This is a genomic window from Pseudomonas sp. G2-4, assembly GCF_030064125.1.
Taxonomy (GTDB): domain Bacteria; phylum Pseudomonadota; class Gammaproteobacteria; order Pseudomonadales; family Pseudomonadaceae; genus Aquipseudomonas.
In genome coordinates this window covers 33,906-49,232 of the sequence record NZ_CP125957.1, presented here as the reverse complement: position 1 = coordinate 49,232, position 15,327 = coordinate 33,906, and the positions used below count along the sequence as shown (strand labels likewise).

18 protein-coding genes are annotated in these 15,327 nt (G+C 61.3%); 9 read left to right on the top strand and 9 right to left on the bottom strand.

Annotated features, from left to right (window positions below; genetic code table 11):
• Positions 1–247: 247 nt before the first annotated feature.
• Together trpA and trpB are read right to left on the bottom strand one after the other, a co-directional pair.
• Positions 248–1,060: a tryptophan synthase subunit alpha gene (trpA, locus tag QNH97_RS00270; protein WP_283555074.1), complete on the bottom strand. Its 813-nt coding sequence runs from the start codon at positions 1,058–1,060 to the stop codon at positions 248–250.
• Complete coding sequence (trpB, locus tag QNH97_RS00265) at positions 1,060–2,292, bottom strand: tryptophan synthase subunit beta (protein ID WP_283555073.1); 1,233 nt, start codon at positions 2,290–2,292, stop codon at positions 1,060–1,062. The genes trpA and trpB overlap by 1 nt, the downstream gene beginning before the upstream one ends.
• A gap of 113 nt (positions 2,293–2,405) precedes the next feature.
• Here trpB and QNH97_RS00260 point away from each other — a divergent pair, with 113 nt between their 5' ends.
• Complete coding sequence (locus tag QNH97_RS00260) at positions 2,406–3,323, top strand: LysR family transcriptional regulator (protein ID WP_283555072.1); 918 nt, start codon at positions 2,406–2,408, stop codon at positions 3,321–3,323.
• Here QNH97_RS00260 and QNH97_RS00255 read toward each other — a convergent pair.
• Positions 3,296–3,622: an ElaB/YgaM/YqjD family protein gene (locus tag QNH97_RS00255; protein ID WP_025211165.1), complete on the bottom strand. Its 327-nt coding sequence runs from the start codon at positions 3,620–3,622 to the stop codon at positions 3,296–3,298. The two genes, QNH97_RS00260 and QNH97_RS00255, sit on opposite strands and share 28 nt — an antisense overlap.
• 155 nt (positions 3,623–3,777) lie before the next feature.
• On the opposite strand from QNH97_RS00255, the gene QNH97_RS00250 reads away from it, so the two are divergent.
• Positions 3,778–3,993, top strand: a complete 216-nt coding sequence (locus QNH97_RS00250; RefSeq protein WP_003196424.1) for a dodecin — start codon at positions 3,778–3,780, stop codon at positions 3,991–3,993.
• 114 nt (positions 3,994–4,107) lie between these two features.
• The gene (locus tag QNH97_RS00245) at positions 4,108–4,332 is read left to right on the top strand and encodes a DUF1161 domain-containing protein (protein WP_283555071.1); all 225 of its coding nucleotides are present in this window, start codon (positions 4,108–4,110) and stop codon (positions 4,330–4,332) included.
• 54 nt (positions 4,333–4,386) lie between these two features.
• On the opposite strand, the gene QNH97_RS00240 is transcribed toward QNH97_RS00245, so the two are convergent.
• On the bottom strand, positions 4,387–5,388 hold the full coding sequence (locus QNH97_RS00240; RefSeq protein WP_283555070.1) for an LLM class flavin-dependent oxidoreductase: 1,002 nt from the start codon (positions 5,386–5,388) through the stop codon (positions 4,387–4,389).
• 237 nt (positions 5,389–5,625) lie between these two features.
• Between QNH97_RS00240 and QNH97_RS00235 the strand changes: the two genes are divergently transcribed.
• Together QNH97_RS00235 and QNH97_RS00230 are read left to right on the top strand one after the other, a co-directional pair.
• Entirely contained in the window at positions 5,626–6,057 is a 432-nt protein-coding gene (locus tag QNH97_RS00235; protein ID WP_283555069.1) for an OsmC family protein, read from the top strand.
• A gap of 152 nt (positions 6,058–6,209) precedes the next feature.
• On the top strand, positions 6,210–6,443 hold the full coding sequence (locus QNH97_RS00230) for a DUF1161 domain-containing protein (RefSeq protein WP_283555068.1): 234 nt from the start codon (positions 6,210–6,212) through the stop codon (positions 6,441–6,443).
• Positions 6,444–6,449: 6 nt separating this feature from the next.
• On the opposite strand, the gene QNH97_RS00225 is transcribed toward QNH97_RS00230, so the two are convergent.
• Both QNH97_RS00225 and QNH97_RS00220 read right to left on the bottom strand, forming a co-directional pair.
• Entirely contained in the window at positions 6,450–6,875 is a 426-nt protein-coding gene (locus QNH97_RS00225; protein WP_283555067.1) for a PA0061/PA0062 family lipoprotein, read from the bottom strand.
• Positions 6,876–6,914: 39 nt separating this feature from the next.
• Positions 6,915–7,328, bottom strand: a complete 414-nt coding sequence (locus tag QNH97_RS00220; RefSeq protein WP_283555066.1) for a PA0061/PA0062 family lipoprotein — start codon at positions 7,326–7,328, stop codon at positions 6,915–6,917.
• Positions 7,329–7,386: 58 nt separating this feature from the next.
• Between QNH97_RS00220 and QNH97_RS00215 the strand changes: the two genes are divergently transcribed.
• A complete protein-coding gene (locus QNH97_RS00215) occupies positions 7,387–8,478 on the top strand; it encodes an aminopeptidase (RefSeq protein ID WP_283555065.1) in 1,092 nt (363 codons plus the stop codon).
• 232 nt (positions 8,479–8,710) lie between these two features.
• Here the strand turns inward: QNH97_RS00215 and QNH97_RS00210 are convergent, their stop codons facing one another.
• Positions 8,711–9,361, bottom strand: coding sequence for an HAD family hydrolase (locus tag QNH97_RS00210; protein WP_283555064.1), 651 nt, complete (start codon positions 9,359–9,361; stop codon positions 8,711–8,713).
• Between the two features lie 164 nt (positions 9,362–9,525).
• Positions 9,526–10,071 carry a gamma carbonic anhydrase family protein gene (locus QNH97_RS00205; protein ID WP_283555063.1) on the bottom strand — a complete coding sequence of 182 codons (546 nt, stop codon included), beginning with the start codon at positions 10,069–10,071 and terminating at the stop codon, positions 9,526–9,528.
• Between the two features lie 99 nt (positions 10,072–10,170).
• On the opposite strand from QNH97_RS00205, the gene prlC reads away from it, so the two are divergent.
• From prlC to QNH97_RS00190, 3 genes are all read left to right on the top strand, one after another.
• Positions 10,171–12,222 carry an oligopeptidase A gene (gene prlC, locus QNH97_RS00200; protein WP_283555062.1) on the top strand — a complete coding sequence of 684 codons (2,052 nt, stop codon included), beginning with the start codon at positions 10,171–10,173 and terminating at the stop codon, positions 12,220–12,222.
• On the top strand, positions 12,219–12,497 hold the full coding sequence (locus tag QNH97_RS00195) for a YheV family putative zinc ribbon protein (protein ID WP_018600854.1): 279 nt from the start codon (positions 12,219–12,221) through the stop codon (positions 12,495–12,497). The genes prlC and QNH97_RS00195 overlap by 4 nt, the downstream gene beginning before the upstream one ends.
• Positions 12,498–12,612: 115 nt before the next feature.
• Positions 12,613–14,664, top strand: coding sequence for a M3 family metallopeptidase (locus QNH97_RS00190; protein ID WP_283555061.1), 2,052 nt, complete (start codon positions 12,613–12,615; stop codon positions 14,662–14,664).
• Here QNH97_RS00190 and QNH97_RS00185 read toward each other — a convergent pair.
• On the bottom strand, positions 14,606–15,286 hold the full coding sequence (locus QNH97_RS00185; protein ID WP_283555060.1) for a phosphatase domain-containing protein: 681 nt from the start codon (positions 15,284–15,286) through the stop codon (positions 14,606–14,608). The genes QNH97_RS00190 and QNH97_RS00185 overlap by 59 nt on opposite strands.
• Positions 15,287–15,327: the final 41 nt, after the last annotated feature.

Below are 15,327 nucleotides of genomic sequence, written 5' to 3'. Positions count from 1 at the left end.
TCGTCAGCATCCTTACATGGCCAGCCGGGTCGCAGTGCCCCCTTGCCCATCAAACAGGAAGCCGGATCAAAGGAATCCAGCCAAGCTCTAATGGGCCTAGTTTTGCACTCCCGGACAGGTCATTTTTCCGAACGCCACAATTCTTCAGAATCGCTGCAGATTTCAGCGGTGGGTGAGCGACAGACAAAAAAAGGGGTTCAGAATCAGATTCTGAACCCCTTCTTGTGACCCACCGCTTGAACCGAAATCAGCTCACGCGCGCGTTTCGCACACCCTCAGCCAGGGCGGCACACAAGCTCAACACCCCATCAATCGCCTGCTCCGGCGTGTCGGCCTTGGCGATATGGTCGATCAGCGCCGAACCGACCACCACGCCGTCGGCCAACCGGGCAATGGCGGCGGCCTGCTCCGGCGTACGGATGCCAAAACCAATGCTGATCGGCAAATCGGTGTGCCGACGCAGACGCGCCACGGCTTCTTCCACATGCTCCAGCGTCGCAGCGCCAGCGCCGGTCACGCCCGCCACCGACACGTAATACACAAAGCCGGAACTGCCATTGAGCACGGTGGGCAGACGCACGTCGTCAGTGGTTGGCGTGGTCAGGCGGATGAAGTCCAGACCGGCGGCCTGGGCCGGTTCGCACAGCTCGCTGTTGTGCTCGGGCGGCATGTCCACCACGATCAGGCCATCAACGCCGGAGTCCAGCGCCTCGCCAATGAAACGCTGCACGCCGTAGCGATGGATCGGGTTGAAATACCCCATCAGCACCAGCGGTGTCTCGGTATTTCCCGCACGGAACTCGCGCACCATTTGCAGGGTTTTCGCCAGGTTCTGGTGGGATCCCAGGGCGCGAATGTTCGCCAACTGGATCGCCGGGCCATCGGCCATCGGATCGGTGAAGGGCATGCCCAACTCGATCACGTCGGCACCGGCCGCCGGCAGCCCCTTGAGAATCGCCAGCGAAGTGTCGTAGTCCGGGTCGCCAGCCGTGACGAAGGTCACCAGGGCCGCGCGGTTCTGTTCCTTGAGTTCGGCAAAACGGGTTTGCAGGCGGCTCATCAGTGTTTCTCCTGCTGGGATTGTTCCATGTGGTGCATCACGGTTTGCATGTCTTTGTCGCCACGGCCGGACAGGTTGACCACCATCAGGTGATCTTTCGGCAGGTTTGGTGCGCGTTTGAATACTTCTGCCAGGGCATGGGCGCTTTCCAGTGCCGGAATAATCCCTTCCAGGCGGCAGCACTTGTGGAAGGCGTCCAGGGCTTCGGCGTCGGTGACCGAGGTGTATTGGACCCGGCCAATGTCGTGCAACCAGGCATGTTCCGGGCCGATCCCCGGGTAGTCGAGGCCGGCGGAAATCGAATGGGCATCGATGATCTGGCCGTCTTCGTCCTGCAGCAGGAAGGTGCGGTTGCCGTGCAGTACGCCCGGTACGCCACCGTTCAGGCTGGCCGCGTGCTTGCCGGTCTCGATGCCGTAGCCTGCGGCTTCGACGCCGATGATTTCGACGCTCTTGTCGTCCAGGAACGGGTGGAACAGGCCCATGGCGTTGGAGCCACCGCCGATGCAGGCCACCAGGCTATCCGGCAGACGGCCTTCCTGGGCTTGCAGTTGCTCGCGGGTTTCCTTGCCGATCACGGCCTGGAAGTCGCGCACCATGGCCGGGTAAGGGTGCGGGCCCGCCACGGTGCCGATCAGGTAGAACGTGCTGTCGACGTTGGTCACCCAGTCGCGCAGGGCTTCGTTCATCGCATCTTTGAGGGTGCCGGTGCCGGCGACCACCGGGATCACTTCAGCGCCCAGCAACTTCATGCGGAACACGTTGGCCTGCTGGCGCTCGATGTCGGTGGTGCCCATGTAGATCACGCAATCCAGGCCGAAGCGCGCGGCCACGGTGGCGGTCGCCACGCCGTGCATGCCAGCGCCGGTCTCGGCGATGATGCGTTTTTTGCCCATGCGCCGCGCCAACAGGATCTGGCCGATGCAGTTGTTGATCTTGTGCGCGCCGGTGTGGTTCAGCTCTTCACGCTTGAGGTAGATCTTGGCGCCGCCGCAGTATTCGGTCAGGCGTTCGGCAAAATAGAGCGGGCTCGGACGACCGACGTAGTCACGTTGGAAGTAGGCCAATTCTTTAAGGAACGCCGGATCTTCCTTCGCCACTTCGTATTCGCGGGCCAAGTCGAGGATCAGCGGCATCAGGGTTTCGGCCACGTAGCGGCCACCGAATGCGCCGAACAGGCCGTTGGCGTCGGGGCCACTGCGCAGGTTGAAAGGGGTCGTAGACTGGGTCATCGGGGCGCTCCAGGCGAATGCATAGAAAGACAATGAGGGCCACTCTACCCCTGACATCCCGCACTGAAAACCGATAAGATCGCCGCAACCTGTCAGGAAAACTCACAGATCCCATGAGCCACGACCTTCCACCGCTCAACTCCCTGCGCGCCTTCGAGGCCACTGCCCGCCTGAACAGCGTAAGCCAGGCGGCCGAACAGCTGCACGTCACCCATGGCGCCGTCAGCCGTCAACTCAAGGTACTGGAAGAGCATTTGGGCGTCAGTCTGTTCAGCAAGGACGGACGCGGCCTGAAACTCACAGATGCAGGCATGCGCCTGCGCGATGTCAGTGCCGATGCTTTCGAGCGGCTCCGCAGCGTTTGCGCAGAGCTGACCCAAAGCACGGCGGATGCTCCGTTCGTCTTGGGCTGCTCGGGAAGTCTGCTGGCGCGGTGGTTTATTCCCCGCTTGGGGCGGCTCAATGCCGACCTGCCGGATTTACGCCTGCACCTGTCCGCCGGCGAAGGTGACCTGGACCCCAGGCGGCCCGGGCTGGACGCCTTGCTGGTGTTCGCCGAGCCGCCCTGGCCGGCAGACATGCAAGTGTATGAACTGGTCGGCGAGCGAATCGGCCCGGTCATGAGCCCGCGCTACGCCGGTTTCGAGCGCCTGCAAAGCGCACCGGCCAAGGCCATCCTGGACGAGCCCCTGCTGCATACCACCTCTCGTCCCCAAGCCTGGCCGACCTGGGCACGACAAAACGCCCTTGAACCCCAGGCATTGAAGTTCGGGCAAGGGTTTGAGCATTTGTATTATTTGTTGGAGGCCGCCGTTGCCGGGCTGGGCGTGGCCATTGCCCCCGAGCCGCTGGTGGCCGAGGACCTGCGTGCCGGTCGCCTCGTCGCGCCGTGGGGCTTCGATGAAACCCCGGCGCGACTGGCATTGTGGCTACCCAAGCGCGCCGCAGACGGCCGCGCCCGGCAATTGGCGCAATGGCTCAGGCATGAGCTGAGCCCATCGACTCAGTCACCGCGTTTGCACAGCAGATAAGCAGCCAACAAACCCAGCGCCCCGACCGCGACACCGGCCGTGGTCCATGGGTGTTCCTGAGCGTAATCGCGTGTGGCAATCCCGGTTTCACGGGTTTTTACCTTGACCTCTTCATACGCATCGCTCAGCAGATGCCGGGAGTGTTTCAGTGCACTTTCAGCATTGGCCTTGAGCGACTTGAGGGTCTTACGCGACTCGTCCGACGCATCGTCCTTCAGGCTTTCCAACGACTTGAGCAGACTCTCGATCTCCGCTTCCATGCTTTGCAACGAGGCTTTACGTAAAGAATTGCTGGCCATGGTGGCTCTCTCCTGCAGTGGTTGAGTGGCGTGTGTGAATTGGGACTGCGGTCGTTTCTGAAAGTGCAGTAAATCTGAACTTCAAAGCGCAAACGGCGCCACACGTAAGGCGAAAAATCGCTGCTAGGCTGTTAAAAACAACCAAGGAGAACGTCATGAGTGATCACCACACCTACAAAAAAGTCGAGCTGGTCGGCTCGTCTCCCACCAGCATTGAAGACGCCATCAACAATGCCCTGGCCGAAGCCAGTAAAAGCCTCAAGCACCTGGAATGGTTCGAAGTCACGGAAACCCGTGGGCACATTGAAAACGGCCGGGCCGCGCATTTTCAGGTGACCCTCAAAGTCGGGTTCCGGATTGTGAATAGCTGAGCACAGTGAACTTGCACGCTGGCGGAGTGCCATAGGGAATGGCGATGCGCTATCCGGCAAGCGCATCCTGCCTATCCAATACTGGCCTAATGATCCGACCAAGGAGTGCGAGCGATGAACAAGTTGATGGTGGCCCTGTGTCTGCTGAGCTTTGCGGGTGGTGCATTGGCGGCCGGCAAGCCCTGTGAAGAGCTGAAAAGCGAAATCGCGGCGAAGCTGGATGCCAAGGGCGTGTCAGGTTATTCGCTGGAGATTGTCGATAAAGGCGCAGCGGCTGACGGAGAAGTCGTCGGTAGCTGTGAGGGCGGTGCGAAGGAAATCGTCTACAAGCGCGGCTGATCCTGCGCGTACATCAAAGCCGACGCGATGCGTCGGCTTTTTTATGCGCTTGATTCAGCCTTTCATGACCTGCGCCAGCAACTCATACGAGCGCAAGCGATCAGCGTGTTCATACAGATCGCTGGTGAAGATCAATTCATCGGCCTGGGTTTGCTCGATCAGTACTTCGAGCTTGGCCCTGATTTTCTGCGGGCCGCCGACCATGGCCAGGCCCAGGAAGTCACCCACCGCTTCTTTCTCATGGGGCAACCAGAGACCGTTCATGGACTCGACCGGTGGGCGCTGCACCAGGCTCTGGCCGCGCATCAGCGCCAGGATCCGCTGATACACCGAGGTCGCCAGGTAATCGGCCTGCTCATCGGTGTCCGCCGCCACCAGCGGCACGCCGAGCATCACATAAGGCTTGTCGAGCACCGCTGACGGTTTGAAGTGGTTGCGGTAAATCCGGATCGCCTCGTGCATATAGCGCGGTGCGAAATGCGAGGCGAAGGCGTAGGGCAAACCGCGCTCGCCGGCCAGTTGCGCGCTGAACAGGCTCGAACCGAGCAGCCAGACCGGCACGTTGGAGCCAGTGCCCGGCATGGCGATGATGCGTTGATCCGGGGTGCGCGGGCCGAGATAGCGCATCAGTTCGGCCACGTCTTCGGGGAAATCGTCCGCACTGCCGGAGCGTTCGCGACGCAGGGCCCGGGCGGTCATCTGGTCGGAACCGGGTGCGCGCCCCAACCCCAGATCGATTCGGCCCGGGTAAAGGCTTTCCAAGGTGCCGAACTGTTCGGCGATGATCAACGGGGCATGGTTGGGCAGCATCACCCCGCCGGAGCCGACGCGAATCGTCGAAGTACCCCCCGCCAGATAGCCCAGCAGCACGGCGGTCGCGGAACTGGCGATACCGTCCATGTTGTGGTGCTCGGCCACCCAGAAGCGGGTGTAGCCGTATTGCTCCACGTGTTGCGCCAGGTCCAGCGAATTGCGCAAGGACTGGGCGGCATTGCCGTCGGCGCGAACAGGCACCAGGTCGAGGGTTGAGAACTTCACTTCGGACAGCTGTTTCATGGGCCGGGATCTCCAACGGCGTTCCGGGCTTTTCCTACGGGCAAAAGCCTGCCGTTTCTATAGGTGTGTTCCATGCAATGTGGGCATATACCCGAGTTTCAATAGCTGCGACGAAATTTCCTACTAAATTCGTCGGACAATCGACAGGATGAACTTTATCGGGCGGTCTATCCTCACAACCCTGACAACGAAAAACACCCAGGCGCGACCCCCGCGCCGGATATTGAGGAGGCAGACATGGCTATCATCAAGAAAGCATCGGCTCACTGGGAAGGTGACCTGAAAACCGGCATCGGTTCCATCTCCACGGAAACCGGCGTGTTGCGCGAAGCACCTTATGGTTTCAAGGCGCGCTTCGAAGGCGGCAAGGGCACCAACCCAGAAGAACTGATCGGTGCCGCCCATGCGGGCTGCTTTTCCATGGCGTTTTCAATGATCCTCGGCGATGCCGGGCTCAAGGCCGACAGTATCGACACCAATGCCGAAGTGACCCTGGATCAGGTTGAGGGCGGCTTTGCGATTACCGCCGTTAAGCTGATTCTCAAGGCGAAGATCCCCGGCGCCAGCCAGCAGCAATTCGAAGAGCTGAGCAACAAGGCCAAGGAGGGTTGCCCGGTTTCCAAGGTCCTGAATGCCAAGATCACGTTGGATGCGACGCTGGTGAGCTGATGCAGTGAAAGGGTCGCAGCCTCTCCAGCCGCTGGCGAAGGCTGCGATCTTTTTGCAGACGGGCGATCTGTTTACCCCGACGCAATTGTGGTCGAATGCACGCCTGCAGTTTCAGCGCCCAGGCAGTGCGCGCTGCAATGAGGAATTCGAGCATGAAACGATTTGCCCTGGCGGTCATCGGTTGCGCATTGGCCTCGTCGGCCCTCGCAGCGCCCAAACCCTGTGAAGAGTTGAAGGCTGAGATCGAAGCGAAGATCCAGGCTCAAGGCGTCACGTCCTACACGCTGGAAATTGTCGTCAACGAAGAAGTCCACGACCAGAACATGGTGGTGGGTACTTGCGACAACGGCACGAAAAAAATCATCTATCAGAAAAACGACCGCTAGGCCGCGCTACGGAACGCAGTTGATTTGCCGATCTTCGGCCACGATTTCGCGCTGGGCGTTATAGAGCCGGGCGCTTGGGGTGAACGCCAGGTTGCGGGCTTCCAGTCGATAGCGCTGGCCGGCCTCGAAATGATCGTACCGCACGAGCATGTAGCACAGGCGCTCCTGCGGCTCGGCTTGCATGCCCAGCCCACCACCGCCAAGGACTTCGAAGTCGAAGCGCACTTTCAGTTCATGGCTGCCTGGCGAAACCTGGAAGAACCGTCCGTCCCGCAGCCGTTGGCCGTCGAGGCTTTCAGCCATCAGCATCTTGCCGCCCGGCATGGGCGTCGCGAAATCGACCCACGCCATGTTCGGATCGACCTTGGGCAGTGGGCTCGTTGCACAACCGCTCATGGAGATGAAAGCCAATAACAGCAGATACAGGCGCATGGTGAACTCCCTCGGATCAGGTTCTGAGCATAGCGCGGATCAGCTTTGCTGGCAGCCGGCCGGCGTACCCTGCCCCACCACTTTACGCTGCTGATCGTACAGCTTGGCCCACGGCCGGAAACCGATGTTACCGGCCTGCAACTGGTAACGCTGGCCGGCGTTGAAGTCCTTGAATTTCACATTCAATCGGCAATCACGCCACAGCGGCTCGGCTTCCGGGCCGATGTTGCCGGGCTCGACGGCAAATTGATAACGCACCGTCAGCTCATGGCTGCCGGGCTGCACTTCGAAATATCGACGGTCGATGGACGTCTTGTCATCGACTTCCAGCGCTTGCAGCGCGGTGTCCTGATGGTTCCCCAGGTCGATCCAGGCTTGGGATGGATCAGGGTCAGGCAGACCGGCGCAACCGGTCAGCAGCAACAGGCCACTCGTCAGCATCAACACGCGCATAGCGAAGCTCCAGGCAGGCGAGATAGTCTTGGGGTCAGACTTCCCAGGGTGATTCCAATTGATCAGGCCGCGTTCAAGCCATCGGTTACTCGACCGTGTTTTCCGGATTTTGTTTCCAGGCCTCCTGCTTTTGTTACTCAACGGTTGCGCAAGCGTCGGCTATTACGGCCAGCTCGCCAGCGGCCAACTGCGCCTGCTGCAAGCTCGGGAGCCTATCGACCGGGTCATTGCCGACCCGACGCGCGATCCCCAGCTGCGGGAGCACTTGGCCCAGGCACAGGAAGCTCGAACGTTTGCCAGCGCACAGCTGCATCTGCCAGACAACAAAAGCTATCGCCTGTACGCGGACATTGGCCGGCCGTTCGTGGTCTGGAATGTCTTCGCCACGCCGGAGTTTTCCCTGGCACCGCAAAACCACTGCTTCCCGATTGCCGGGTGCGTGGCGTATCGCGGCTATTACACCCAGGGCGCCGCCCGTGGCGAAGCCGCGCTACAGCGCTTGAAAGGCATGGACGTGGCGATTGGCGGCGTAGAGGCCTATTCGACACTGGGCTGGTTCAACGACCCGATCCTGAGTTCGATGATGCATTGGGGCGATGAACGCCTGGCGACGCTGATCTTTCATGAGCTGGCGCACCAGCGCTTTTATGTAAAGGACGACACGGAATTCAACGAGTCCTTCGCCACCTTCGTCGAACAGGAAGGCACCCGCCAATGGCGCGCCAGTCGCGGGCTGGCGCCGGATACCGGCAAACGGATGCGCCAGCGCGATCAATTCATCCAACTGGTCCTCGACGCGCGTCAGCGGCTGGAACAGCTCTACACCCAACCCCTGCCGGCCGAACAAATGCGCCAGCGCAAGGCCCAGGAATTCGACCGCCTGCGCGCTGACTACCGGCAACTGCGCGATACCCAGTGGGCCGGCGACAAGCGCTACGACGCCTGGGCCTATGCGCCGCTGAACAATGCGCGGTTATTGCCGTTTGGTTTGTATGACCAGTGGGTGCCGGCGTTTGCGGCGTTGTTCCAGCAGGTGAATGGGGATTGGGTGGCGTTTTATGCGGCGGTGGAAAGGCTCGGCAAACTGCCGGTCGATGAACGCAAGGCAGCCTTGAAAGCCTTGGCAGAATCGAAGACTCCCGGAGCCTGAACGGGCCTCATCGCGAGCAAGCTCGCTCCCACATTGGATTTTTGGTGGTCACCACGTGCGCGTACACCACCATCCCCTGTGGCGAGGGAGCTTGCTCCCGCTGGGTGGCGAAGCCGCCCCAAAAAGGCCTGCCACATGCTTCCAGACACACCGCATCAACCGACCTACGACGGCTGCGCCGCCGAGCGGGAGCAAGCTCCCTCGCCACGAACAGCAGACGGTGCTCGGCCGATCACTCCCGTACAAAGGCCTGATGCAGCTCTTCCAACGTCTCAAAGTGATACGCCGGCCCCTCGGCACTCAACTCCTCATGACTCCCAAACCCATACCCCACCGCCGCCGCATCCAAGCCATTACTACGAGCGCCAATCAAATCGTGCTTCCGGTCCCCGATCATCAAGGTATTCCCCGGATCGAGGCCTTCTTCAGCCATCAAATGGGCAATCAGCTCGACCTTGTTGGTCCGCGTGCCGTCCAGCTCACTGCCATAGATCACCTTGAAATGCCGGGCGAAGTCGAAGTGGCGGGCGATTTCCCGGGCGAAGACCCAGGGTTTGGAGGTGGCGATGTACAGCTGCCGGCCTTGGCCGCCGAGGGTTTCCAGCAACGGCATCACGCCGTCGAAGACCCGGTTTTCGTACAGCCCGGTGACCTTGAAGCGTTCGCGATAGAAGTTCACCGCGTCCCAGGCCTTGGCTTCGTCGAAGCCGTAGAACTGCATGAAGGCTTGCAACAGCGGTGGGCCGATGAAGTGTTCGAGGCGGGTGAGGTCGGGCTCGTCGATGCCCAGTTTGCCCAGGGCGAACTGGATCGAACGGGTGATACCCTCGCGCGGGTCGGTGAGGGTGCCGTCGAGGTCGAAGAGTACGGTTTGGTAATGCATGGCAGTTCCTGGGCAGTGGCGTAATACAGCTCGCTTAAGGAGTTCGGTAAACCCGTGGCGAGGGAGCTTGCTCCCGCTGGGCTGCGCAGCAGACCCATTTTTGTGAGAGCTTCGCCCAAGCGGGAGCAAGCTCCCTCTCCAAGATGAGGTAGCAGGCGAACTCGTCAGGCCTGGTCATAACCTTCGGCCAGGTGCAGGTTCTTGAGCTTCACGTAGTTCGCCGCGCTGTAGGTGAAAAACGCCCGCTCCTTGTCGGTCAGTGGCCGGACCTGTTTCACCGGGCTGCCCACGTACAAAAAGCCGCTCTCCAGCCGCTTGCCCGGCGGTACGAGGCTGCCGGCGCCGATGATCACCTCGTCTTCAACTATTGCGCCGTCCATGACGATGCTGCCCATGCCGATCAAAATCCGGCTGCCCACGGTGCAGCCATGGAGCATGACTTTGTGGGCGATGGTCACGTCGTCGCCGATCAGCAACGGGAAGCCATCGGGATTGAACGGGCCGGCGTGGGTGATGTGCAGCACGCAGCCGTCCTGGACGCTGGTGCGGGCGCCGATGCGGATGCGGTGCATGTCGCCGCGAATGACTGTCAGCGGCCAGACGGAGCTGTCTTCGCCGATTTCGACGTCGCCGATCACCACCGCGGTGCTGTCGACAAAAGCGCCACGGGCGAGCCGCGGGCTGTAATTCTGGTACGTGCGAAGGGTCACGATAGGCTCTCTCTTTGTTACTGATAGGTGCTGCTAGCTGCGGTGAGCGTCGATTGTAATTAAGATGGGTCCATGTTTCTTCCAGCCAAGGTGTCAACCGTGAGCGTGAACAACCCTCTTTTGCAACCCTATGACCTGCCGCCGTTCTCGGCGATCCGTGCCGAGCACGTGCAACCGGCCATCGAGCAGATCCTGGCTGACAACCGTGCCGCCATCGCTGAAATCCTCAAGACCCAGGGCAGCCAGCCTACCTGGGCCGGCCTGGTGTTGGCGATGGACGAACTCAATGATCGCCTGGGCGCTGCCTGGAGCCCAGTGAGCCACCTGAACGCCGTGCGTAACAGCCCGGAACTGCGCGAGGCCTACGAGGCCTGCCTGCCAGCGTTGAGTGCCTACTCCACCGAGCTGGGCCAGAACCGCGAGTTGTTCCAGGCCTTCGAAGCCCTGGCGAACAGCCCTGAAGCCGCCGGTTTCGATGTGGCGCAGAAAACCATCCTCGAACATTCCCTGCGTGACTTCCGCCTGTCGGGTATCGACCTGCCGCCGGAGCAGCAGAAGCGCTACGCCGAAGTGCAAAGCAAACTGTCCGAGCTGGGCAGCCGCTTCTCCAACCAATTGCTCGACGCCACCCAGGCCTGGACCAAACACGTCACTGAAGAAGCCACCCTCGCCGGCCTGACCGACTCGGCCAAGGCGCAAATGGCCGCAGCCGCCCAAGCCAAGGAACTGGACGGCTGGCTGATCAACCTGGAGTTCCCCAGCTACTTCGCAGTGATGACCTACGCCGAAGACCGCGCCCTGCGTGAAGAAGTCTATGCCGCGTACTGCACCCGCGCGTCGGACCAAGGCCCGAATGCCGGCCAGAACGATAACACCCCGGTCATGGAGCAGATCCTCGACCTGCGTCAGGAACTGGCTCAGTTGCTGGGTTTCGCCAACTTCGCCGAGTTGAGCCTGGCGACCAAGATGGCCGAGTCCAGCGATCAGGTCCTCAGTTTCCTGCGCGACCTGGCCAAGCGCAGCAAGCCGTTCGCGGCCCTGGACCTGGAACAGCTCAAGGCCTTCGCCGCCGAACAGGGCTGCCCCGACCTGCAAAGCTGGGACAGCGGCTTCTATGGTGAAAAACTGCGCCAGCAGCGTTACAGCGTCGCCCAGGAAGCCCTGCGTGCGTACTTCCCGATCGACAAAGTGCTGGGCGGCCTGTTTGCCATCGTGCAACGCCTCTACGGCATCGAGATTGCCGAGCTCAAAGGCTTCGACACCTGGCATCCGGACGTGCGCCTGTTCGAAATCAAGGAGAACGGCCAGCACGTCGGTCGTTTCTTCTTCGACCTCTATGCCCGCGCCAACAAGCGTGGCGGGGCCTGGATGGACGGCGCCCGCGACCGTCGGCGCACCTTCGAGGGTGTGCTGCAAAGCCCCGTCGCAAACCTGGTGTGCAACTTCACCCCGGCCGACAGCGGCAAGCCGGCGCTGCTGACCCACGACGAAGTCACCACCCTGTTCCACGAGTTCGGCCATGGCCTGCACCACTTGCTGACCCGCGTCGAACATGCCGGCGTGTCCGGCATCAACGGCGTGGCCTGGGATGCCGTGGAACTGCCGAGCCAGTTCATGGAGAACTGGTGCTGGGAGCCCGAAGGCCTGGCGCTGATTTCCGGTCACTACGAAACCGGCGAACCGTTGCCCCAGGACCTGCTGGAAAAAATGCTCGCGGCGAAAAACTTTCAGTCCGGCCTGATGATGGTTCGTCAACTGGAGTTCTCGCTGTTCGACTTCGAGCTGCACGCCACCCACGGCGACGGCCGCAGCGTGCTGCAAGTGCTCGAAGGCGTGCGCGACGAGGTATCGGTCATGCGTCCGCCGGCCTACAACCGCTTCCCCAACAGCTTCGCCCACATCTTCGCTGGTGGTTACGCGGCGGGCTATTACAGCTACAAGTGGGCGGAAGTGTTGTCGGCCGATGCGTTCTCCAAGTTCGAAGAGGACGGCGTGCTCAACGCCGACACCGGTCGCGCCTTCCGCGAGGCGATCCTGGCCCGTGGCGGCTCCCAGGAGCCGATGGTGCTGTTCGTCGACTTCCGTGGCCGTGAGCCGTCGATTGACGCACTCTTGCGCCACAGCGGCCTGACCGAGGACGCGGCAGCATGAGTGAGGGGCCTGTGATTACCAAACGACGCTTCATCGCCGGGGCGGTCTGCCCGGCGTGCAGTGAGCCGGACAAGTTGATGATGTGGAACGAAGACGGCGTGCCTCACCGCGAATGCGTGGCCTGCGGTTATAGCGACACCCTCAACGAGCAAGGCCTGTCGGTGCCCAAGGAGTTGGGCACCCGCGTGAACACGTCGGCGCTTAAAGCGCCGGACGCCAAGGTCCAGGCGGTGCAGTTTTTCCCCAACCCCAAGTTGAAGAAAAAAACCGACTGACATCTGCGGCATCACCTTCCGGGCCGCCCGGCCCGGAATCGATACATATATACCGCCGGGATTACGGCCTTCCTGCCCAGACTTGTCCATCAAGTCCACTGACAGGAAGGCTTCCATGCCCCACGCTGACAACCCGCTGTTGCAGGCCCATGACCTGCCCCCTTTCGCCCGGATCAAAGCCAGGCATTTCTCACCGGCCCTCGACCGGATCCTGGCCGAGAGCCGTGCTCAGGTCGCCCATATCCTCAAGACCCAGGCGTCGTTTCCCACGTGGGACGACCTGGTGCTGGCCATGGATGAAATCCACACGCGGCTGGAAGGTTTCGACGCCCTGCTGGACCTTCTGGCCTCGGCCAGGACCGGGGACGCGTGGGCACAGGCTTCACTGGACTGTACCGAGCGGCTGCATGATTTCCAGCGTTCGCTAAGACAACATCCGCAATTGTTCCAACTTTATCAGCGCCTGGCGGACAGCCAGATCGCCCAGCATTTCGAACCGGCGCGCAAACGCGTCCTGGAAAAAATCCTCCGCCAATTTCGCCAGAACGGTCTGGCACACCCCTCGCGGGCCGACCTGGACGCCTTGAAACGCCGCATCAAAGGCGCTCAACAGCTGTTTCTGGAGAACCTGCACAAGGCCAATAACGCCTGGAGCAAAACCTTCGACGATGAGCGCGAGTTGAGCGGTCTGCCGTCGACCTTCAAGCAACAAATGGCCCGCCAGGCGCGTAAGGCCGGGCACACGGGATGGCGACTGCCCCTCAACGACGAGTCGTTTGGCATCGTCACGGGCTACGCCGACAATCGGCTTTTGCGCCAAGCGCTGTACGTGGCCTACAGCACACGCGCATCGGACCAGGGCCCCCAGGCCGGCCAGTTCGACAACGGCGAGGTTCTCCAACAATTGCTGGATGATCAGCACCAGTACGCGACGTTACTCGGCTACGGGAATTTCGCTCAGATGGCTCTCGAGCCAGAGCAAGCCGAGTCGGCCGAACAGGTCACGGCGTTCTTGCGCAGCCAGCTCACCCTTCACCAAAGCGCTTTTGCCAAGGACGCCGCACAGCTCAAGGCCTTTGCCAGCCAGCATGGGTACAGCGAACTCCAGCCTTGGGATTATCCCTACCTGACGGAAAAGCTTCGCCAGCAGGCAGCGGGAACCTCCCGGCATGCACTCAGCGCCTGGTTCCCACTGGCGTCGACGTTTTCACAGTTGCTGTTGATCGCCCAAGAGCTGTTCGGGGTGGATTTCATCGAGCGTCAGGACATTCCTACCTGGCATCCCGAGGTGCGTCTCTTTGAAGTCCATGAGTGGGGGCAGCTCATTGGCTACCTGTATTTCGATCCGTTCGACGATGCGAACCGCAACGGCTATCCCAATACCACCACCCTGCGAAACCGCTCCATCACCGCCGAGGGCCGGCCCCGGTACCCTATCGCGATTCTGCATGGCTGGCTGCCACGCGGCTCGGGCGCCCAGCCGGCCGTGCTCGACCACTTGCAGTTGCGCATTCTGTTTCATGAGTTCGGCCATTGCCTGCACCATGTACTGACCCGGGCCGAGTACCGCGAGGTGTCCGGCATCAGCGATCTCTCCCGCGATACGTCCGAGTTTGCCGGCATGTTGTTCGAACAATGGTGCTTCTCCAAGCCATGCCTGATCCGCGTGTCGAAGCATTATCAAACCGGTGCGGCAATGCCTGACAAGGTTGCCGATCAGTTGCTGACCTTTGCCAATACCCAGGCCAGTTGGGAAACCGCCCTGCTGTTGCGCAACGCGTTATTCGATATGGAATTGCACCGGACCCACGGCGACGGGCGTACCGTCCAGCAGGTGTTCGACCAGGTCAATGCGCACACCAAGCACCTGCCCGTGTACACGAACGAACGCTGGCCCAATGGCCTGGACTATATGGTGACCGGCTATGCGGCGAGGATTTACGCCTACGCCTGGTCGAAGGAATGGGCCCTCAGCGTGTTCGAGCGGTTCAAGCGCGATGGGTTGTTCAACCCGGCAACAGGTCGGGCGCTGCGCGAAACAATATTCGCTCCGGGGGATTCGCGACCGTTGTCCGAATCCATCGCCGCCTTCTCGGGCACACAACCGGTCATTGTTCAGGAAGGGCGAGCTGAGGATCAAGGTGATGGGCCGTCGTGGTTGAATTGACCCAGCTTTTCAGCGAGCAAAGGGCAAACACACTGGTGCTGCAATCGCCGTTCACCAATGCAACGCGAAGTTTTTCAACATCGGCCTGCATCATGTAACGAACCCCATCCTTGAAGTGATAGCTATCGCCGAAGCCGCCCTCCGTCATTTCGTTCAACGCGTCCTCTTTGCTCCAGCCCTGCACCACCACCCGGTACATGGCCGCCACCAGCCCGGTGCGGTCCGAACCGTGCTTGCAGTGCATCAGCACCGGGCCATTGGCTTCGGCAGCCTGGACCGCGCGCAGGGCCTTGAGTATGTCGCTGTCGTCGACATGATTGGTGCGATACGGCAACTGCACTTGCGCGATGCCGGGAGCGGACAACCAGCGCGCATCGGAGTCCGGCAGAAAGGTAATGACCGTGCCGATCTTGAGTTTCGCCAGCAAAGGCAAGGCGCCGCCGTCCGGCAAGGAGCTGCGGTAAAGCGTCGGTGACATTTGGTAAAGGTTGTAGTGCTTTTCCACCGGCTGGGCCCAATCGGCCGGTCTCGCCTCGGCGAAGTCAGCCGCCTGGGCCGCAGACCCGGTAAACAGGATGAGCAAGGTCAGGCAGAGCAATGATCGCAAAGAAAGCGTGGGCATGAGCGGACCGGAAACGAGGGATTCGAAGCGTCCAGTTTCGG